This is a genomic window from Paraburkholderia phymatum (genome assembly GCF_038900715.1).
Taxonomy (GTDB): domain Bacteria; phylum Pseudomonadota; class Gammaproteobacteria; order Burkholderiales; family Burkholderiaceae; genus Paraburkholderia; species Paraburkholderia phymatum_A.
The window spans coordinates 69,395-89,881 of sequence record NZ_JAYMRZ010000010.1; the positions used below are offsets into that span (position 1 = coordinate 69,395).

Here is a 20,487-nt window from a genome sequence, read left to right on the forward strand (position 1 = left end):
TGACGTTTAGAAATCCTCTACGAATTCGCCCACAGTGGTAGGATTTTTATTAACGCAATGACGCGGCAAGAGTCTCGGGAGGCGTATGGCAAGTGGAGCAACGATCGGTGACGCGCTGATCGAACTGATCGATTTCGCCCGTTCGGAGCCGCTTGTTTTTCTTGAAGTGATGCTGCCGTTGCTGATAGCGGGCCTGTTCGTTTCATTCTTTATTTTCCGGATCATCATCGACCCCGTCGGGCTGCAGAAGTCGGATTACGACGAAGTGCGCAAGGTCATGAGCCGGCATTTCCGAAGGAGTGCGTCGAAATAATGGAATACTTCTATTTGCTGCGTTTTTGCGCCACAGTGGCCGTCTGCGCCGCCGTCTACATGCTGCTGGCGAGGCGCCTCGCCGATGCCGTGCATCCCATGCGGCTCGAACTCGCGCGCGAGGGCGAAGCGCTGCTCGCGTTGGGCAGGTTGCGTGATGCCGATGCCGATTACGTCCGCTTCTGCCTCGACAATGCGTTCAACGGCATGGTCGCGTTCTGGGGCGTGTTGTTGATGCCGTTTCTGAGCGCGTGGATACTCGCCGGTCTGTGCTTGCCGCGCACGGCCTTCAAAACTTTTCCCGATCCACGCGTCGAGTGGCGCGCACACGGTGCAAGCCCGGTCGATCCCATCACCGAGCTGTTCTGCCGTTCCGCGTTTGCGGCCAATCCGATGTGCGGCGTGATCGTTGTCGCGCAGATGGGAATCGTCGTAGCGATCGGTGTCCTTATCACAGGACGGTTGAAATCAGCGAAGTCGTTGTCGCGCGCTGTCGTCGATGCCGAAAGCGCGGTGCGCGCACGGCTGCGTTTCGGCGCGCGGACCGCTTGAGGTACGAGGTCGCCGCTATCGTCGTTTGAGTGCGGCGCACGACGTCGCCGTGCTCAATATCGCCGGGCGAGCCGCATGCGCATCAACTGTTTCGTCTCGCCGTCGGCATCGGAGGGGAGATTGAACTCGCCGGAAACGAGTGACGCGACGGGCACGCCATCGCGATACAACACGCGGTTGCCCGCCACGGCCGGCACCTTGCTGCCCGGCAGCAGCGTGCCCACGACGTTCAGCGGATCGGTGCCCGCCACGCATACGTAGGCGCCGTCGTTCGCATGCCGGCGCACTTCGCGCAGCAGCGGAATCGCTTCCGGCAGCGCGAACTGCTCGCCGGCGAGTCCGTTCACAAAGCGCCCGCCACGCACCTGGCCGCGCGCTTCGAGCCGCTGATACACGCGCAGCAGGTCGCGCCACGGCGGCAGCCATTCGGCCTCGCGTTCGAGCAGGCGCCAGAACACGATGCCATATCGCCGCAACAGCGCCATCGCGATATGTTCGAGCACGTCGGGCGCGAGAGGCGGCGGACGGCGCGCCGGCGACGCAGCGGGCGCATCATCGCTTGCGTCTTTGGCCACGGCAGCGGGCCGCCGCAACAGCGCCCAGCGTCCCGCGTCGTCCATGCCGCCGATCAGCGCGCCGGCGCCGCGCGGACGGCGGCTCGGATAGTACGACGCGTTGCGCTTCGCGACGGGTTTGAGCAGCGCGCGCAAACCGGCAAAGCTGTCCGAGTTGACGAGTCCCGCCGCAACCAGTTCGCCGAGCGCATTCTCCAGTTCGACGCGCAGCAGATGCACATCCGACAGCAGTTCATCGAAGAACATCGCGCCGTGCTGGGTCAGCGCGTCGAACACGAGTTGCGCTTTCGACGACAGTTCCGGCTGCTTCGCCGAATCGATCAGCGCGCTCCATACGGGCAGCGCGCGGCGCGGCAACAGCACGATGGGCGTGCTGCGCACGGGCGCACTCGCGCCGCGCGCGCGTTCCGTGAGCCGCGTCCAGACGATCTTGCCCGAGCGGCAGAACTCGTCGAGCGATGTGATCGAATAGTCCTTGAGCCGCGCGGGCAGGATGTCTTCTTCCCACGCGCCCGCCGCCGCCTGGAATCCCTCCAGCTGATCGAGCACGGCTGCGAGTGCATCGCGCCCTTCGCCCCGCGTATCGGGCGTGACGCGCTGCCATTCGAACAGAAAGCGCATGAAGTCATGCCGCTCGACGGGCTCGATCTCCCGTCGCAAGCGACGGACCGTATAGCGATGAATGCGCGCGAGCAGATGCCGCTCGCACCATTCCTCGTCGGCGGCGCGCGGCGTGAAACGGCCGCGCATCACATAGCCTTCCGCTTCGAGCCGTGTGAGCGCCTGCGCGACTGCCGATGCGGGCAGCGCCAGCGCGCGCGCAATCGCCGACAACGGCAGCGGCCCGAAGCCCGTCAGCCGCGCGCGAATCACGTCGACCAGCGCGTCGTCTTCCGTCCAGGCGTCGTCGAAACCTTTGGGCGCCTGGATCCCCGGTTCGATCTCGGCGTGAGCATAGATCGCGCGCAGACACGTCAGGCGTTCGGCGGGCAGCCAGAGCGCATCGTGCTGCGCGATCTGCATGCGCGTCGCGTGGCCCGTCTTTGCCAGCTCGGAGAGCCACGCGCTCCAGCCTTCGTTGCGTTGCGCCTCGGCTTGCGTGATGCACGCGAGACCCATCAACGCTTCGTGCATTTCGTCGGCGTCGCGCACTTGCGGCCACGCTTCTTCGCCGACGCTCGCAATCGCGTCGGCATCGAGCGCGCCCAGATCGTCGGCGGATTCGGGGCCGCTCGTGTAGCGGCGATTCAGCACAGCCTGGGTACGGCGCTCCTCGATCGGCGCATCGTCGAGAAACGCATACGGCTTGGCCGTCAGTATTTCGGCTGCAAGCGGCGACGGCGCGGGCAGATCGCGGCTCACGAGCGCGATCTCGCCTTGTTCGATCCGCCGCAGCAGCGCGAGCCACGCTTGCGTATCCATTGCTTCGTGCAGGCAGTCGTCGACGGTCTGATCGACGAGCGGATGACTCGGCAGCTCGCGCTCGCCGACGATGTTTTCGAGGCACGCGGCCTGATCCGGAAACACGGTCGCGAGCAGATCGTCGCTGCGCATGCGCTGCAATTGCGGCGACGTCTTGCGCCCGCCTGTGTAGCGCGGCAGCGCGAGCGCCGTCGTCGCGTTCCAGCGCCATCGCACGCCGAAAAGCGGCGCGTCGAGCAGCGCCTGGATCAGCACGTGCTCGGCCGTCGCCGAGCGCAGATAGCGCCACACTTCGTCGAGTGCGAAGCTGTGCGCGCCCGTCAGCGACAGCACGATCGCATCCTCGGTTGCGGCGGCCTGCAATTCGAAGTTGAACGTGCGGCAAAAGCGCTTGCGCAGCGCGAGTCCCCACGCGCGATTCACGCGGCTGCCGAACGGCGTGTGGATCACGAGCTGCGTGCCGCCCGATTCGTCGAAGAAGCGCTCCATGACGAGCGTGTCCTGCGTCGGCAACGCGCCGAGCGCCTGACGCGCGCGCGCGAGATACTCGACGATTTGCCGCGCGGCCGGCGCGATCAGGCCTGTTCGTTCGACGAGCCACGCGATAGCCGGTTCGAGATCGAGCACGGCAGCGGGGCGCTCGGCGACGGCCGTGGGTTCGCCGCGCGCATCGGCGTACGCATCGGCGGGTGCTGTCTCAGACGCGCGCAGCGTGGTCTTCGCGTCGGCCGCAACCGCTGCGACGGCCGCAACCGTCAATAGCCGCTCGATCTCCGAACGCAAACGCGCGACGCCCGCCGACAATTCGTCGCTGCGACCCGGCGCTTCGCCGAGCCAGAACGGAATATTCGGCGGCTGGCCTTGCGCATCCTCGACGCGCACGCGGCCGCTTTCGACGCGCATGATCCGGTACGACGCATTGCCGAGCTGAAACACGTCGCCCGCCAGACTCTCGACCGCGAAGTCCTCGTTGACCGTGCCGATATTGAGCCCTTGCGGTTCGAGGATCACCGCGTAATCGGCGTTCTCCGGAATCGTGCCGCCCGACGTGACGGCATATAGCTTTGCGCCGCGCCGCCCGCGCAGCGTGCCGTTGACGGCATCGCGATGCACGTACGCGGCGCGCGGGCCGTGGCGGCTCGTATAGCCGTCGGCGAGCATGCGCAGCACGGCGTCGTATTGCTCGCGTTTCAGACCGGCATACGGCGCGGCGTGCCGGAACAGATCGAAGAGACCGTCTTCGCTCCATTCGGCGTTCGAGACTTCCGCGACGATCTGTTGCGCGAGCACGTCGAGCGGCGCGCGCGGGATATGCAGCAGGTCGAGTTCGCCGCGCCGCACGCAATCGAGCAGCGCCGCGCATTCGATCAGATCGTCGCGCGAAGCAGGGAAGAGCCGTCCCTTCGGCATGCCGCCCACGTGGTGCCCCGAGCGTCCGACGCGCTGCAAAAACGGCGCGATCGCGCGCGGCGAGCCCATCTGGCAGACGAGATCGACATCGCCGATATCGATGCCGAGTTCCAGCGACGCCGTCGCGATCAGCACGCGCAGTTCGCCTCGCTTCAGGCGCTGCTCGGCGTCGAAGCGGTGCTCTTTCGCAAGCGACCCGTGGTGCGCGGCGACGGCCTCCTTGCCGAGCCGCTCGGTCAGATGCCGCGCGACGCGCTCGGCCATCCGGCGCGTGTTGACGAATACGAGCGTCGTGCGGTGTTGCGCGACGAGTTCCGCGAGCCGGTTGTAGACCAGTTCCCACGCTTCGTTCGACATCACCGCGTCGAGCGGCACGGGCGGGATTTCCAGCGCGAGATCGCGCTCGCGCACGTGGCCGACATCGACGATCGCACAGCCGGCGGGCGCGCTGCCGTGGGCGGCGCTATCGGTCAGGCTATCCGTCACGTTGTCGAGGCTCGCGCCACCGACGAGAAAGCGCGCGACGGCTTCGATCGGCTTTTGCGTCGCCGACAGGCCGATGCGCGGCAAGCGCCGGCCGCACAACGCGTCGAGCCGTTCGAGCGTCAGCGCGAGATGGCTGCCGCGCTTGCTGCCCGCCATCGCGTGAATTTCGTCGACGATCACCGTGCGCACCGTCGACAGCATCTTGCGGCCCGACTCCGATCCGAGCAGCACGTACAGCGATTCGGGCGTCGTGACGAGAATATGCGGCGCGCGCTTCTTCAGCGCGGCGCGTTCCTGCTGCGTCGTGTCGCCCGTGCGCACGGCCGTGCGAATGTCGAGCGCGGGCAGTCCGCGCTGCGCGAGTTCACGCGCGATTCCTTCGAGCGGCGTCTGCAGGTTGATGCGGATGTCGTTCGACAGCGCCTTCAACGGCGACACGTAGACCACCAGCGTTTCGTCGGGCAGCGCGCCGTCGTGCGCGAGCCCGTCGCGCACGAGTTCGTCGAGCGCGGCGAGAAAGGCGGTCAGCGTCTTGCCGGAGCCCGTCGGCGCGGCCACGAGCGTATGCCGGCCGCTGCGGATCAGCGGCCATGCGGCGGCTTGCGCGTCCGTGGGCGCGGCAAAGGTTTTCTCGAACCAGCCCGCGACGGCGGGATGGAAGTCGGCCAGCACGCGGGCGGCAGGGGCGGCGGAAGTCATGGGATCGAAGATGAGGGCGGCGCGGCGTATATCCAGTGGTCCAGTGGCGGCCGCGCCCCGCAACCGTTAGACCGTTTCAGTCTCGCAGGTTTCGCGGCTTCGTGCTGGCATCGCAATCTCAGAGGCGTCGTGGGGCTGGCTGCGCTGCGACCCGCCGCGTTCGTGCGCGGCTAAACGCAACTACCGGTCAGCCGCGCTCACGTCCGCCCGCAGCGGCGCAATCGCGGCGATGACAAGCGCACGATCGATGCGAATGCAAGCAGGGCGCGTGGCCGGCGGCATCCAGAGCAGGCAACGAAAACGGCGCGATCGTGTGCCGAATGAAAGCGAAGCGTCACGACCGACGCCGCATCGCACGAACAGAACCCTGGCGCCGCTGCCGCGCTGGCAACGCGCCAGCAGCATCGGGAGGCAGCGAGTATCCTCATCGGCTGAGCCCCGATTCATCACCCACGATGGAGTCTCGAACCATGCGATACAACCAGCTTGGCCGCACGGGCGTTTTCGTGTCGGAACTATGTCTCGGCACGATGACGTTCGGCGGCACCGGCGGCATCTGGCAGCACATCGGCGACTTGCAGCAGAACGACGCCGAACGGCTGATCGGCCGTGCGATCGACGCCGGCATCAATTTCATCGACACGGCCGACGTCTACTCGTCCGGCCTCTCCGAGCAGATCACCGGGCAGGCGCTCAGGAACCTGAAAGTGCCGCGCGACAGCGTCGTCGTCGCGACGAAGGTGTTCGGCCAGACGGGCGACTTTGCGAATGCGCGCGGCGCGTCGCGCTATCACGTGATGGACGGCATCAAGGCGAGCCTGCAACGGCTGCAACTCGATCACGTCGACCTGTATCAGATCCACGGCTTCGATCCCGCGACGCCGATCGAAGAAACGCTGCGCGCGCTCGATACGCTCGTGCAGCAGGGCCATGTGCGCTATATCGGCGCATCGAACTGGGCCGCGTGGCAGATCGTGAAGGCGCTCGGCATGTCGGAGCGGCTCGGGCTCGCGCGGTTCGATACGTTGCAGGCCTATTACACGATCGCGGGCCGCGATCTCGAACGCGAACTCGTGCCGATGCTGAAGAGCGAAGGCCTCGGCCTGATGGTCTGGAGCCCGCTCGCGGGCGGGTTGCTGAGCGGCAAGTATGGCCGCGAGCAGCAGGGCGAAGCGGGCAGCCGCCGCACGACGTTCGACTTTCCGCCCGTCGATCGCGAGCGCGCGTTCGATTGCGTCGACGTCATGCGCGCAATTGCGGAAACGAAGGGCGTATCCGTCGCGCAGATCGCGCTCGCGTGGCTGCTGCATCAGCGCGCGGTGATGAGCGTGATCGTCGGCGCGAAGCGGGTCGAGCAGCTCGACGACAACATCAAGGCGACCCAGGTCGAACTGGGCGCGGACGATCTCGCGAAGCTCGACGAAGTGAGCCGCCTGCCGTCCGAGTATCCGGGCTGGATGCTGGAGCGTCAGGGCGATCCGCGCCGTCAGCAGATCGGGGAAACGCGCTGGGGCCGCGAAGGCAACGGCTGAGTCATTAAGCCTGCTGCAACTCAGGCTTCATGCAGATGACGCGGCGTGACGCTTCACGCCGCCTCATCATCGCAACAGGCCTCACTGCAGCATGAACGTTTCGTACTCGAGCGAATCGAGCTTGCGGTCGAGCAGATAAAGACTGGCGAGCACCACGACGAGCAGCGACGTCGCGAAGCCATAGCCGTACCAGGCGGGATTCAGCGACAGCGTGATCGCCGTGAACACGACGTTCAACGCGACGAAGCCGCCCACCAGCAGCAACACGATCTTGCGCTTGTCGAGATAGAAGAACACGTTGATCGTGCCCATGAACACGACCTGCATGCTGGCCGCGATCACGTCGATATAGAGCAGCGGCAGATACAGCGTCGAAATGCGCAGCCATTGCAGCAGGATGGCGCCCGCCGCGAACAGCATCATCGCGGCGATCGCCTGCACTTTCATGATTTCCCAGATACCGTTGCGCAACGCCTCGACCATCGCATCGCGCATGCGCTCGATGTGCTGCAACGACGCGCCTTCGCGCACGGCATCGAAGAACGCGTCGTAATACTCGACGAAATCCGTTTCGATGCGCATCAGGAACACGGCCATGCCCGGGATGATCGCGAGATACGCGAGAAACACGGGGATGTCGTAGATGATCGACGCGCGCAGCGGACCGATCACCGGCTGGCCCGTGCCCGGCGAATACCAGAACATCAGCTTGTCGGCCCAGATCGCGAGGTTGTAGAAAAAGCCCGTCAGCATCAGCGACGGATAGCGATACGGCTTGCGGAACATCTCGAACGAGATGAAATGGTCACTGTCGTAGTCGCGGTAGATCAGCGCGAGCAGGCCCGCCAGCAGCACCGTTTGCCCGATCACGAAGCCCAACAGCAGACCCGTCAGCCCGAACGTGTTGAGCATGAGCGCCGAGCCTGTCGTCACCGCATAGCCGATGAAGAACACGACGATGATCGACATGTACTGCTTCATGCCCGACAGAAAGATCGTCGCAATCCAGATGTTGCTCATCACGGCGAAGCCCGCGAGCATCAGCAGCCTGTAGGCGGCCGTCTGCTGGGGAAAGAGAAACACGATCGCGAGGCCGCCCAGTATCGCCGACGCCGCCGTCACGATGAATATCACCGCGTGAAAATTCGGCAGCACGAGGTCGCGCCGCTTTTCGAAGAACCGGTCCGACGTGAAGCGCGTGAAGGCCAGTTGCAACGGCCCCGTCAAGATCAGCGACAGCGCGATCAGATACGTGACCGACACCTGAAACTGCGTGATGAGTCCCGTGGGCACCACGAACGGAATGCTGAGCACGCCGATCAGCAGAATGCCGACGATCGACAGCACCCACGGCCCCGCGCCGATCAGGCCCGCGTATGTGTATGCCTGCATCAGCCCCAGCAGCGTATTGCGCCGGAGCATCTTGCGCAGTTCGAAACCGATGCCTGCCATCGTTGTGCGCTCCCGTTCAGTGCGACATGGGCATCGGCGCGGCTTCCGATGCGGGTGGGTCGGCGAGATCCGCTTGCGCGGTCAGCCGCGCATAGAGCTCGCGATACTCGCCGACCATCTGATCCTGCGTGTAGTAGCGTTCGACGCGCGCAATGCCCGCCTGCTGCGCGGCATGCCAGTTGCCGTCGTCGAGCAGATCGAGCGCCGCTTCCGCCAGCGCGCGCGGATCGGCGATCTGCACGACGCGTCCGGCCGCGCCGAGCGCCGCATCGTCGCCTTCGAGCCCATAGATCAGCTGACGGCACGAGCCGACATCCGTCGTCACGGACGGCACACCCGCCGCAAAGCCTTCGAGCACGACGAGCGGCAGCGCCTCCGAAATCGAGCTGAGCACGAGCACGCCGCACTTCGGCAGCAGCTCGTCGATCTTCTGGAAGCCGAGAAACTTCACCTTGTCCTGCAAGCCCAGGCTTTCGACGAGCGCATGACATTCGGCCGCATAAGAAGGGTCTTCGTCTTCCGGCCCCGCGATCCACGCTTGCGCTTCGGGCATGCGGCGCACGACGGTGAGCATCGCGCGAATGAAGGTCTTGATGTCCTTGATCGGGACCACGCGTCCGATCAGGCACAGCGTCTTCGGCACGGTGGCGGCGCGCAGCGCGCGCAGCGGCGCGAGCCTCGGCAGATTCACGCCGTTCGGAATGTTGGCCGTTTTCTCTTCGGGCGCGCCGTCGATCACCTGGCGCCGGCGGTTGCCTTCGTACAGCGCGATGATGTCCGAGGCCGCGTCGTAGCACACGTGTCCGAGCGTTTCGAAGAAGCGCACCCACAGGTCGCGGAAATAGCCGATCTGCGATACGTCGCGTTCGAAGATGCTGCGGTTGTCGCGTATCCATTCGCTCTGGAACAGGTCGATCTTGCGTTCCTTCGTGTAGATGCCGTGCTCGGACACGAGCAGCGGCCGCGCGCAGCGATAGCGCGCGAGCGCGCCGAGGAAGCCCGCATAGCCGGTCGACACCGTATGGAACATCTTCGCGCGCGGCAGCCCTTCGGCGATCTTCGCGAGCTGCCATAGCGGCGTGTGCATGATGCGCACGGTCCAGAAGTAATCGACGAATGACGGGTCCGTGCAGAACTGCCGATACTGATCGGTCAGATAGTTCCAGGACTCACGCGAATAGAGAAACGCGTCTTCACCCAATGCGCCGCCCGGCCGCAGATCGCCTAGCATGTCCTTCAGCATGCGGCCCGCCGCGTGACGCATCGCCGGATTGCGCAGACTGTCGTGCAGTTGCGCGGACCGCATGAACGCGGACGCATCGCCGCGCTGCTTCTGCACGAGCGGCGGAGGCGCGAAATCGAACAGATAGTGGTTCTCCAGATGCACGACGTTATCGGGCAACGCGTACGGCATCTTCGGATAGTCCTGCGGACGGCTGCCGAGAAAGCACAGCGCGAACGAGTACTCGGGAAACGCGCGGATGATCTGGTTGACCCAGCTCGACACGCCGCCGCTCACATACGGGAAGGTGCCTTCGAGCAGGAGGCAGATATCGGCGGAATCGGCGCGCGGCAGTTCGGGCGTTTGCGATGAGAGCATGATGTCGACGCCTCAGGCGGGGTGACGTTGCGCGGCGCCGGGGCCGCGCGGCTTCCAGAAATCGAGGACGGCGGACAGCGTCGGCGTCGTCGCGCGGCTGTCCATTTCGCCGAGCAGCGCGCGCACGCGCGCGAAATCGCGGCGCAGCCAGGCCGCTTCCGCGAGCCACGGCAGCATGCGGTCGCGCGGAAAGCCGCAGTCGATCGCTCGTTGCAGCATCGTATCCGCGCCGTCGAGGTCGAGCCGCGCAATCGCAAGACGGCCGCGCAGACGCCACAGCGCCGCGTCGTTCGGATCGTGCTCGAGCGCCGCGGCTGCGTATGCGTCGGCCTGAGCGGCCGCATTGCGATACACGTCGCCTGTGACGAGGTTTTCGTAGATCAGCTCGCTGTACAGTTGCGCGAGCGTCCGGTTTGCTTCGGCGCGCTGCGCATCGTTCAGTTCGGGATGCAGTTTCGGATCGGCCTTCGGGCGCTCGACGAGTATCCGCTGCGTGAGTCCCTTCTCGCGGTTGTCGAGAATGCCGTACGCGAGCAGGCGGATATCGTCGAGCGGATCGGCGAGCATGCCTTGCAGCAGCGGCGAAACGGTGCGTGCCGGCATCGACTGCATCGCGAGCAACGCGGTCATCCGAAACGACGTGCCTGCTTCGGCGTTCTGCAATTCGGCCTTCAGCCGCGCGCCGCGTCCATACGAAACGGTGCCCATCAGATTCGCGGCGAACTCGGGCTCGTCGACGGTCACGACGGGCAACTCCGCGCGCTGCCTCGGCAACGCGGCGGCAATCGCCATTGCGCCGATCGGCCCGAGCAGGGCGCCGATGGGCACCGCGAAACTCAGAACCCACAGCGCGGTCAGCAGACCCACGCGCGGCAGACGATAGCGCACGGGCAACACCGATGCGAGGCCGTATGCGGCGGCGAGCGCGGCGAGCGCCTGCACGAGCAGGCACAGCAGCAACACCTGCGTATTCAGATGCGCGATGGAGGGCAGCGACGCATTGCCCGTGCTCGCGATGTCGCCGAGCCATTGCGCGGAGGTGTCGGGCGCGCTGCGTGCCGCGATCGCGAACACGGCGACCTGCAACGCGAGCGCGAGCACGACGAGCAGCACGGCGACGAACGTGATGTGCGCGCCCCCTGACCGCGCGCGTATGGCACGCCGATGACCACGCGTGCTTTCGTCAGTAGCGGACATCGCAACGCTCCAGCAGATGCCGCAGCTCGGCGACGGGCTCGTCGGCGGGCACGGCCATCGAATGCACGGCCACGCGCGCCGCTTCGAAATCGACACCGTACTGCGCGCGCAGATTCTCTTCGATACGCATCAGATAGCCGTCCACCGCGCTCTCGCCCGATAGCGGCATCAGCGTGAGCACCACGCGATGCCCGTCGTCTTGCAGCGGCCATTGCACGTCGAGCGCGCGGCGCGTGCGCAGCACGTGCTCATAGAGCGTCGCGCTCGCGTCGTCGTTGTGAAAGACGAGCGCGACGATCGACGACTGCACCTGCGTATCGCGCTTCAGGTGAACGAGCCGCGCGTAGTCGAGCGCGAACGTGTGAGGGCATGACGGAAAAGCCGCGAGCGTCTCGCGCGTGACGACGGCATGCTGCACGCCGTCCGCATAGACGTTGCACAGCACCAGCAGGAATTGCAGGTTGTCGCGCGTGAGCGCGAGAAACGGCATGCGCTCGACGGCGATCACGCCGACGGGATTCTTCTGCGCATCGATGAGCGGCACGACCACGACGTAGCGGCTGTGCGCGATGTCCTGATTCGCTTTCGATTCGACATGAACCAGCGTGCGCGTATCGAGCGCTTCGCACACCAGCGGATCATCGGGATCGAACGCGGAAGGCGCGCCGATCGACGCGGCCACGGCCGTCGAGGGCGCGGCGCCGCGCCACGCATGCACGCTCGCGGCTTCGATCTGGCAGGCCTGTGCCGCCGCGTCGAGAAACGGCTGCGCGCCGCGCAAATCGACCGCGCCTTGCTGCGTCGCCGTCGGCTCCTGATCCAGCACGATTCTGCGCAGCCGCGCGAGCGAGTCGCGCAGCGTGGCGGGGCGGCCCAGCAAATCCTGTTCGAGCCTTTCATGCGACAGCCGCAGCATGAACTGATTGCGCGTGAGAATCGACAGGCGTTCGGCGAGATAGTCGTTGGCGATGCGGCTCTGGCGCAAGCGCGTGATCCAGATGTCGCCGAATTGCCCGCATAGCAGCGTGACGACAAAGCCGCCGAGGAAAAAGCTCACAGGGAAGAGCTGCGTGTGCGAACCCGTCGTCAGCATGTGCGCGAGCGAAGCGTGCGTCGTCGTGCCGTCGCCTTGCGGATAGAGCGCGTACCACGACGCGAGCAGAATCAGCCCTGAAAACACGCCTGCAATCGACCCATAACGCAGCGCGATCACGAGCGGCACGATCCACACCCAGCCGAAGCCGCTGCGCACGAGGAGCGGATCGTCGCGATCGAAGGCCCAGCACACGGCAATGGCGATCAGCGTCGCGACAACCGTTTCGAGCGTCGCGATCAGGCTGCGGTGTGTCGAGCCGCGCGGCGGTGCGATCACGCGCGCCCACCACGAACCCGCGCCGACGCTTTGCTCCTGCCGCGGCTGGTGTCGTCGTTTGTGGCGCCCGCGCGGCGCCGATTCTTCGTTAGCGTGCGTATTCATCGCGTTCGCCGGATTTAGTCTGGATTCGATTCGAACTCAGGGTCGATGATAGTCGCGTCGGACATGCCGTCAAATCGCGGTCGCGATGCAACGATGCAGCCCGACACGGCCGACGGCTTGGACGCGCTCAGCGCGCGAGCGGCGACAGCAACTCGCGCTCGAGCTTCTGCGCGACGCCCGACACGGCATCGCGGCTCCATCCCGTGCGACTGCCCGTGCCCGTCCATACGACCTTGCCCGTCTGCACGTCGATCACGTCGAACGTGAGCCCGACGGCCGGCTCGCCGTCGACGCCCACCTTGTAGCGCCATTCGTTGACGGCGCCCGTCAGCGCATAGCGCGCATTCTGCCGACGCGCCCAGTTCAGCGCGTTCTGCTGCGCATCGGGCTTCGCGGGATCGAACAGCGTTTCGTCGTCCGCGCTCGCGGGATAGCGCGACAGATTCGCGTAGCCATACGACGTGAGCAGGCTCTGCGCGATCGACGCGGCGCGCTGGCCCGCCTGCGGCGTCTCCGTGTTGTTCGCGATGGGCAGGATGGCGACGTTGTCGCTCTTCGAAATCGCAGGCGGCGCGCTGCGATCGACGACCGCGCAGCCTGCGAGCGCGGCCATCAGCGCGACGGATGAAACAAGCGTCACGGTGCGCGCGCGAATGTTGTTGCTGTGGTTCATGTCGTTCCCCTCTGGTCCATGCTCTTGAATGCAGTTTCAATACAGATAGCGATATCGCACGCCGACTTCCTTCACCGACGTCGAGTGATTCGACGAGACGCCCTGATACGCGCCATAAAGCATCAGCTGATCGTTGCCGAACACGCTGCCGACGACGCCAAGCTCGGCCTCGCCCGACCAGCCCGCGCGCGAGTCGCGCAGCGGCCCGCCGATGAACATCGGCCGCCATCCCTTCGAATACTCGTCGGGCAGCCCGTCGCCGAACGAAAAGAGCAGGCCGCCTTGCGTGAAGGTCTGCGGCATGAACGAGGCCGCCGTGAACGGCGTGCCCTGCGGCAGCAGCACGCGCAGGTCGTTGCCGGGCGTGCCCGTCGCGTTGTACTGGCCATGCGCGAAAACGGCGCGAATCGTGTAGTCGGGGTAATCGGCCTTGATCTTGTAGCCGATGTTCGCTTCGACCAGACCGCCGTTGCCGAGATACGAACGATCCTGTCCGTGAAAGCGGGCATATTCGTAGCGCGCGCCGCCGAACCAGTGCGGATCGAGCACATAGCTGAAGCCGAGCGACGCAAGGTCTTTGGTGCCGCCCACCGTGAGCTGCGTGGATTCCGTCGCCGCCTGGTTGTAGCCGAGCGCATAGGTCAGCGTGAGGCGCCGCGTGACGTTGTACGTGCCCTCGATGCGCGCCGTCGTGAAGTCGTCGAGCGCATTGCGGCGGCCGAGCGTCACGTGCTCTTCGTCGTAGAGTCCCTTGTGACCGTAGATTGCTTCGAAGAGCCGGTCGTGCTTCGGCGCATACGCGAGCTGCGAGCCGTCCGCCGTCTGATCGCGCTGCATGTAGCGCAATTGCAGATGCTGCGAAGGCGTGACGCGCACGCTGCCCGTCGCCGATTCCTCGGTGAAGCGCAACGGGCCCTGATCGACGTAACGGAACGCGCCCGCCAAAGCCTGCGCGTTCGCGAGCAACTGCTCGCGCGCCATGGCCTGGGTCGTCTCGTCCGTGGGCCCGCGCGTGAGCGCATCGAATGCGCTCGATTGCGCGGCGGCCACGCGGCCTGTCTGCGCTTGCGCCTCGATCCGGTTCTGCTGAGGGATCAGATCGGGCAGCGTGTCGAGCAGGCGCGACAGTTCGTTGACGTCGCCATCGCTGATCGCGAGCTGCGCCTGCGCATAGACGGGGCGCTGGCTGTCGCTGATATACTGCCTCGTGAGCCATGCGCGCTCCATGTCGGACGCGTCTTCGTTCTGCGCCCATGAAATCGCGACCTCGCGCGCGATCGCCGAATAGAGGCGCTGGTCCTTGCGGATTTCGTCCTGCTTCGCGGGCGGCAACTCGCCGATGTCGCCGAGCCTGGATGCGGCCGCGCCGTTGGCATCGGTGCGGTTGCGATCGGCGCGCAGCATCTCGATCAGCACCGCGCGCGAACGGTCGCCGTTCGCATGGAGTTGGGTGAGCGCGACGTAACGGCCGCGCAGGTCGTCGACTTCGGCGGCGGGCAGCGGCGGTGCGCTCGACGGATCGCGCCGGCGGCGCGCAAGCTCGATCCATACCTGCTTGCGCAAGCGCCACGCATCGTCGACGCGGCCGTTCAGGTCGAGCGCATCCGCATACGTCAGGCGCCACAGCAGGCTTCGCTCGCCCCGCGCGGTCTGCTTGTGCAGATAGTGCAGGGCCTTGCGCCCGTCGCCGAGACGCAGCCATGCCGCGCCATACGCGCCCCATAGCTGCGGATCGCTTTCGGCGTCGCCGGCGAAGCGGCGCAGCGCGGCCTGCAAGGCGGCATCGGTGCCGCGCTCGTTGAGGAACCAGATATAGGCGGCGCGCGCTTCCGTGCTGTTCGGGTCGAGTGCGGCGGCGCGCTCGATGTCGCGCAACGCGGCGTCGTCCTGGCCCAATTGCCGCTCATAGTCGGCGCGAGCGAGCAGGAACGTCGTGGACTGTTCGGCTTGCTTCAGCTGCTCGGGCGTGAGCGACGCCAGCAACGACTTGATGCGCCCCCATGCACGCGCGTGCTGATAGTCGTACAGCGCTTCCGACAACATGCGCGGCGATCCGCCGTGACGGTACGCGTATTCGGCGAGACGTCCCGCGTCGATCGGCGAGTTGTTGAAGAAGTTCGTCATCAGCTCGAAGTCCTCCACGTTCGCCTTGCCGCCCGCGATCAACCGACGATAGCCGAGGTTCGCTTCGCGCGTGTTCTGGTTCGCATCGGCGAGCGTCGCGTAGAAGCGCCAGAATTCGTCGCTCGACGGCGGCGCGGCGCGTTTCGCTTCGTTCATCGCGGCGAGCGCCGCGTCGAAATGCGCGCGCGCGTACAGCATCGTGGCGATTTTCAGGCCGTATTCCGCGTTCGGCCCGTATTCGCGTTCGAGGCTTTGCCATGTGCGCAGCGCGAGATCGTCGTCGCCCTTGCGCTCGGCGACCTGCGCGTAGCGCTCCGATGCTTCGCGGCGCAGTGGGCCCTTGAAGCGCGTTTGCAGAAAGCGCAGCGCGGAGTCGGGATCGCCGAGACGCTCGTATGAAAACACCACGGTGTCCAGCAGCTTGAGATTGCCCGGCTGCTCGTCGGCCTGGTGCAGCGTGACGGCGAGCAGCGCCGCGTCGTCGTTGAGCCCGGGCGCGAGGCGCGCGACGCGGTTCCAGTCGTCCTGTGTGCCGCGCGTCTTCGCGAGGGCCAGGTAGTTCGACAGCGCGACTTCCGGGTGATGGTTCCACTCGGCGACCTGTGCGAGACGTTCGTGCCACACGACCGATCGCGGGTCCTTGTCGACGGCCATCTGCGCGATGCGCTGCGCGTTGGCGACGTCGCCGTTCGCGAGAAACACGCGATACGCGAGTTCGTAATCGGAAGCGGCGGCGTTGCTGGACGCGGCGGGTGCGGATGGCGTGGATGCGGCGTTCGTCGCGTTGGCTGCATTCGTCGCATTCGTTGCATTCGTCGCGATCAGCACGAGCCGCGCCGTCTGACCGCGCGCGCCAGCCGCATCGAGCGCATGGCGCAACATCGTCGCGCGCGGCACGGGCCGGCGATACCAGGCTGCGCGCAGCCACACGCCGCGTGACGTGCGATGCTCGACTATGCCTGCCTGTGCATCCGGCTCCTGCGTCGGGCGCGAAAACGATACGCGCCGCGCGAGCCCATCGCGAGGGTCGAGCGCCGACATCTTCATCAGCCGCTTCACGTACTTCGATGCGAGATCGGGACGTCCCGCCGCGAGCGCGAGGTTCGCGAGAAAGCGCAGCGTGTCGGGATCGTCGGCGAGATCGCCGATGTGCTGTTCGGCGGCTTGCATCGCGGCCGCCATGTTGTTGCCCGATTGCAGCGCGCGCAGACCCGCGATGAACGCCGCGCGCTTTTCGTCGCGCGTCGCGGCCAGCGACTGCACGGCGAACCACGCATCGGCGGCGGCCCGCGGGTTCCGGTTGCCGAGTTGCGTTTGCGCGAGCGCCGTGAGCCAGTCGCGCGCGTGCTTCGGGTCCGACTTCGCGAGCTGCGTGTAATAGCGTGCGGCCAGGTCGTTGTCGTTCAGTCCGCGCGCCTGTTGCGCAAGCGTCTGCAACTGTTCGTTAGTCCATGCATAGCCGAGCGCTTCATGCAGCAGCGCGTCAAGTTCGCGGATGCGCGCGGGCCGTGCGGGATCGCCGGGCTTGAGCGCATAGAGACGCCGCTGCGCGAGCGATACGCGTATGGCCAGCGCGCTTTGCCGCGCAGCGACGTCGCCGGAGCGCGAAAGACGATCGAGGATGCGCGTGGCATCCGCGACACGCTGGCCCTTCAGGTATTCGCGCGTCAGCTCGGACAGCACTTCCGCATTCTCGGGATCGACGCGCAGCCACGCTTCGAGATAGGCGATCGTCAGGCTGTCGGCGTTCGCGCCTTCCAGCAGCCGCGCCTTGAGCTTCTCGCGCGGAAAGGCGAGCGCCAGCATCACCGCGACCAGCAGGCCGAGCACGAGGATGACGGCGGGCGAAAAGAGCCGCTGCCGGTCAGGTTGTGCAGGCGACGTCGACATGCAGTTGGCGATAGTCGTTGGAGAGGCTCGCGACGGGGCGCTTCGTCACGTGGCACGCGCCCGCGTTGGCGAGGCGAAACATCGGCGCGACATGCGAGCGCAGATCGAACGAAAAGCCGCTGCGCGTGCGCACGAAATGATCGAGCATGCCGTTGGCTTCGGCGAGATAGGGCACGGCGCGCGCGGCCGACTGATCGATGACGGCGAAGCGCGCGATGCCTTCGCCCGTCAGGTGCACATAGGTGCCGCCCGGTCCCGGCAGATAGCCGGCCACGCCCGTTGCGCCCGTCATGTCGGGCACCTTGCCGGCGGGCAGCCGCACGGTGCGCAGATGCGAGCCGTTGCGCACGACCCACACGTTGCTGCCCGGCTCGCGATACAGGCTGGTGTCGAGCCAGTCGAGCACGTTGCGCGCGTATTCGGATGTGAAGACGGGCGTGACGGGCTGCTTGAGGACGGCATCGAAGACTTCGCGCAGCGCTTTCATCGATGCGTACTTCGTGCCCGAGAACATGTGGTAGTAGATGTCGATCGGCTTGAAGCGGATCGGCTTGTCGGTCATCGCGAACGTTTCGAGCACGCGCGAGAAGCCATAGAACGGTCCGTGCCACAGGCCCGTGTACAGCTCTTCGTTCTGGTTGGGCGCGAAGATCTGGTAGTAGCCGTCTTTCATCACGCCGAGCGGCGCGATGGCCGTCCAGCTCGGATAGCTCTTCGTGATCAGCGTATCGCCGCCGTTCAGGTTGAGCATGCCCGCGTCGTAGGAGGCCTTCAGCACGGGCGAGGGCACCTGGCAGTCGCCGCTCCACAGCACCATGCGCACGGGTTTCGAGGCGGGCGCCACGTTGCGGTCGATATAGTCGATCGAGCCTTTGATTTCGCGGTCGATGCTGAACGTATAGCCGGGAATGTCGACGGACAGGCCGCTGCTGCTCGCCTCGCCGCCGCCTTCCGTCTGCGTGCCCGTGCGGGAAATGCCGAGCCCTGTCACGCGCATCCATTGCAGCGGATGCGTGTACGTGTGCGTCGCCACTTCGACGTTCGGCAATTCGAAGATCTTTCTGCCGATGGAGCGCAGGTGCGCCGCGTAGCTTTTGAACGGGCCGTCGTCGGTGACTTCGCCTTCGATCAGCGATACGGTGGTCGGCATGCCCGAATCGCGCAGAAGCCGGTACAGCATGTCGCCCGAATATTGCGGCGTGAGGTCGGTGTTGGGCGCGCCTTCTGCGTATTCCGCACGCGACGCGAAACCGTCGCCGTCGATATGCGACATCAGCAGACGCCGGCCGTTCTCCGTCGTCGTATCCGGCACGGGCATATCGGCGGGCAGGCGCAATGCGGCGCGCAGAAACTCGATCGGCTGCGCGACCCAGCGCTCCTGATCGACGGCATCGAGTTCGTACACGCCGAACGGCCGCATCGCGTAGCCGCCCCACGGCGTGATGGCGGCGCCGTCGATCACGAAGTCGCCCGAGCGCAGGCGCAGCAGCGAGCGGCTGTGCTGCCCGGCGCGTATCGGCGTGTAATCGCGTGCGAGAGGATGCGGCTTCATTTCGAAGCCCATCAGCTTCGGATCATACGATTCGACGTCGAGCTTGCCGTTCGACGGAGCGCCCGCCACCGTTTCGAGGTCGAGCTTCTTCGCGAGTCGAGGGTCGATCTGAATGCCGAAGGTCGTGAAGACGGCCACGGGCATCTTCGCGTCGATCTGCGCGACGAGCCAGTCGCGATACGCCTTGCTGTTCGGCACCTCGCCGTCGAGCCACACCACGACGCCGGCATAACGGTCATGCAGGTCGCCTTGCGGCAGCGGGTCTCGCGCGTCGTGGTAGTCGATGCGGTAGCCGAGATAATTGAGCGGCATCCCCAGAAAACGCACGCCCGGCGACACGTTCAGATCCGTGCGCGGCGGCGGGTCCTGAATCACGAGAATGCGCCGCTTGACGGGCTCGACCGCGCCGACGCCCATCGTCGCGAGCGCGCCGTCCGTCACATACGGCACGATGCGCTGTGCCTTGATCCTCGCGATCGTGTCCTGTTGGCATGCGCGGTCGGCGGGCGGGCAGTAGTCGATCGAAATGACGGGCAGACGATATTGCTCGCGTATCGTCCTTGCCTGTTGTAGCAGCCACTCGCTGTCCTGTGCGGGCACTTCCGTATAGCGCTGCCGCGACTGGTCCCAGCCGCGATAAAGCGATTCGAAAGCGACCGCGTACGCGAGATCATGCACTTGCGGCAGGATTTCGAAGCCGCGATTGAAGATCAGTTTCGCATCGGGATAACGCGCCTTGATCGCGCGGATCACGTTTGCGAGGCCGGCTATCTGCTGCGCGCGAGCGTCGTCCGTTTTGGCGACGAGTTGCCACGAATCCATCGTGTCGAGAAAGAAGCCGCGATAGCCTTTGTCCCACAGCGGCTTGATCACGTGATCGACGAAGAAAGCGGGCCATTCGGGCTGGCTCTGGTCGACGACGCGCGAGGCCCACGACTCATTGCGTCCCGCGAGCCAGCTCTTCGGCAAATCCGCGTAATAGCTGCGCGACGGCAGCACTTCGCCGACGCTCGCATACGCAAACCACGTGGTATGCGGCAAGCGGTGCGCGAGCGGATCGAAACCGCTGTCGGGTTCGACGACGGCCGCGTCGAATGCCGAAAGCATGTCGACGGGCGGCGATTTGCCGTAATAGAGCGCGAATGAAGGTGGCGTAACGGTTTGTGCGAGATCGTCCGCATAAGCGGAACGCAGCGGCAGCGCTAACGCCAGCACGAAAACAAACAGCGCGCGGCATGGCCCGCCGATGCGTCGCGAGCGCCCTCTGCGTGACGCCAAGGGAATTGCTGCCTTAAAGGCGCAAAGAAAATCCCGGGAATGATGATGCAAGCCGCTTAATGTCATCTGCACAGTTGTTCTATTGAATTGAACAGACCCGGCATGCGCTATTGCATCTGGTTCTTTCAATTGCGACAGCGCGTATCATAGACAAGATTTAACAGCCCGCCTAGCGACATTGCTGTGGCGGGTCAATTTACTGCGTGAATTGGCGCCAATAGCAGGTCTGCTTTAAATACGACGCTATTATTTAATC

Annotated in this window: 11 protein-coding genes; 3 read left to right on the forward strand and 8 right to left on the reverse strand. The window is 65.6% G+C overall.

The annotated features are described in order from the left end of the window. The first annotated feature begins 85 nt into the window (after positions 1-85). Together VSR68_RS19375 and VSR68_RS19380 are read left to right on the forward strand one after the other, a co-directional pair. Positions 86-313, forward strand: coding sequence for a hypothetical protein (locus tag VSR68_RS19375; protein ID WP_342941375.1), 228 nt, complete (start codon positions 86-88; stop codon positions 311-313). Beyond that, positions 313-864 (forward strand): hypothetical protein, encoded by a 552-nt coding sequence (locus VSR68_RS19380; protein ID WP_342941376.1) that lies wholly within the window; start codon positions 313-315, stop codon positions 862-864. The genes VSR68_RS19375 and VSR68_RS19380 overlap by 1 nt, the downstream gene beginning before the upstream one ends. Positions 865-917: 53 nt before the next feature. On the opposite strand, the gene VSR68_RS19385 is transcribed toward VSR68_RS19380, so the two are convergent. Continuing rightward, positions 918-5,456 carry a DEAD/DEAH box helicase gene (locus VSR68_RS19385; RefSeq protein WP_342941377.1) on the reverse strand — a complete coding sequence of 1,513 codons (4,539 nt, stop codon included), beginning with the start codon at positions 5,454-5,456 and terminating at the stop codon, positions 918-920. Between the two features lie 470 nt (positions 5,457-5,926). Between VSR68_RS19385 and VSR68_RS19390 the strand changes: the two genes are divergently transcribed. Next, on the forward strand, positions 5,927-6,988 hold the full coding sequence (locus VSR68_RS19390; protein ID WP_342941378.1) for an aldo/keto reductase: 1,062 nt from the start codon (positions 5,927-5,929) through the stop codon (positions 6,986-6,988). 81 nt (positions 6,989-7,069) lie between these two features. On the opposite strand, the gene pelG is transcribed toward VSR68_RS19390, so the two are convergent. The 7 genes from pelG to VSR68_RS19425 form a co-directional block, all read right to left on the reverse strand. Then, complete coding sequence (gene pelG / locus VSR68_RS19395) at positions 7,070-8,440, reverse strand: exopolysaccharide Pel transporter PelG (protein ID WP_342941379.1); 1,371 nt, start codon at positions 8,438-8,440, stop codon at positions 7,070-7,072. Between the two features lie 16 nt (positions 8,441-8,456). Next, the gene (gene pelF, locus VSR68_RS19400) at positions 8,457-10,040 is read right to left on the reverse strand and encodes a GT4 family glycosyltransferase PelF (protein ID WP_342941380.1); all 1,584 of its coding nucleotides are present in this window, start codon (positions 10,038-10,040) and stop codon (positions 8,457-8,459) included. 12 nt (positions 10,041-10,052) lie between these two features. Further along, entirely contained in the window at positions 10,053-11,237 is a 1,185-nt protein-coding gene (locus VSR68_RS19405) for a sugar ABC transporter permease (protein ID WP_342941381.1), read from the reverse strand. Next, complete coding sequence (locus VSR68_RS19410) at positions 11,224-12,714, reverse strand: PelD GGDEF domain-containing protein (RefSeq protein WP_342941382.1); 1,491 nt, start codon at positions 12,712-12,714, stop codon at positions 11,224-11,226. The genes VSR68_RS19405 and VSR68_RS19410 overlap by 14 nt, the downstream gene beginning before the upstream one ends. A 127-nt stretch (positions 12,715-12,841) precedes the next feature. Further along, on the reverse strand, positions 12,842-13,387 hold the full coding sequence (locus VSR68_RS19415; protein WP_428983537.1) for a penicillin-binding protein activator LpoB: 546 nt from the start codon (positions 13,385-13,387) through the stop codon (positions 12,842-12,844). 36 nt (positions 13,388-13,423) lie between these two features. Beyond that, positions 13,424-17,401: a tetratricopeptide repeat protein gene (locus VSR68_RS19420; protein ID WP_342941383.1), complete on the reverse strand. Its 3,978-nt coding sequence runs from the start codon at positions 17,399-17,401 to the stop codon at positions 13,424-13,426. Then, positions 17,376-20,297 carry a bifunctional glycoside hydrolase 114/ polysaccharide deacetylase family protein gene (locus VSR68_RS19425; RefSeq protein WP_428983538.1) on the reverse strand — a complete coding sequence of 974 codons (2,922 nt, stop codon included), beginning with the start codon at positions 20,295-20,297 and terminating at the stop codon, positions 17,376-17,378. Before VSR68_RS19425 ends, VSR68_RS19420 begins: the two co-directional genes overlap by 26 nt. Positions 20,298-20,487: the final 190 nt, after the last annotated feature.

Coding starts and splice junctions, on each gene's coding strand:
- VSR68_RS19375 (WP_342941375.1), top strand. CDS start 86: ATGGCAAGTGGAGCAACGATCGGTGACGCGCTGATCGAACTGATCGAT.
- VSR68_RS19380 (WP_342941376.1), top strand. CDS start 313: ATGGAATACTTCTATTTGCTGCGTTTTTGCGCCACAGTGGCCGTCTGC.
- VSR68_RS19385 (WP_342941377.1), bottom strand. CDS start 5,456: ATGACTTCCGCCGCCCCTGCCGCCCGCGTGCTGGCCGACTTCCATCCC.
- VSR68_RS19390 (WP_342941378.1), top strand. CDS start 5,927: ATGCGATACAACCAGCTTGGCCGCACGGGCGTTTTCGTGTCGGAACTA.
- pelG (WP_342941379.1), bottom strand. CDS start 8,440: ATGGCAGGCATCGGTTTCGAACTGCGCAAGATGCTCCGGCGCAATACG.
- pelF (WP_342941380.1), bottom strand. CDS start 10,040: ATGCTCTCATCGCAAACGCCCGAACTGCCGCGCGCCGATTCCGCCGAT.
- VSR68_RS19405 (WP_342941381.1), bottom strand. CDS start 11,237: ATGTCCGCTACTGACGAAAGCACGCGTGGTCATCGGCGTGCCATACGC.
- VSR68_RS19410 (WP_342941382.1), bottom strand. CDS start 12,714: ATGAATACGCACGCTAACGAAGAATCGGCGCCGCGCGGGCGCCACAAA.
- VSR68_RS19415 (WP_428983537.1), bottom strand. CDS start 13,387: ATGAACCACAGCAACAACATTCGCGCGCGCACCGTGACGCTTGTTTCA.
- VSR68_RS19420 (WP_342941383.1), bottom strand. CDS start 17,401: ATGTCGACGTCGCCTGCACAACCTGACCGGCAGCGGCTCTTTTCGCCC.
- VSR68_RS19425 (WP_428983538.1), bottom strand. CDS start 20,297: ATGACATTAAGCGGCTTGCATCATCATTCCCGGGATTTTCTTTGCGCC.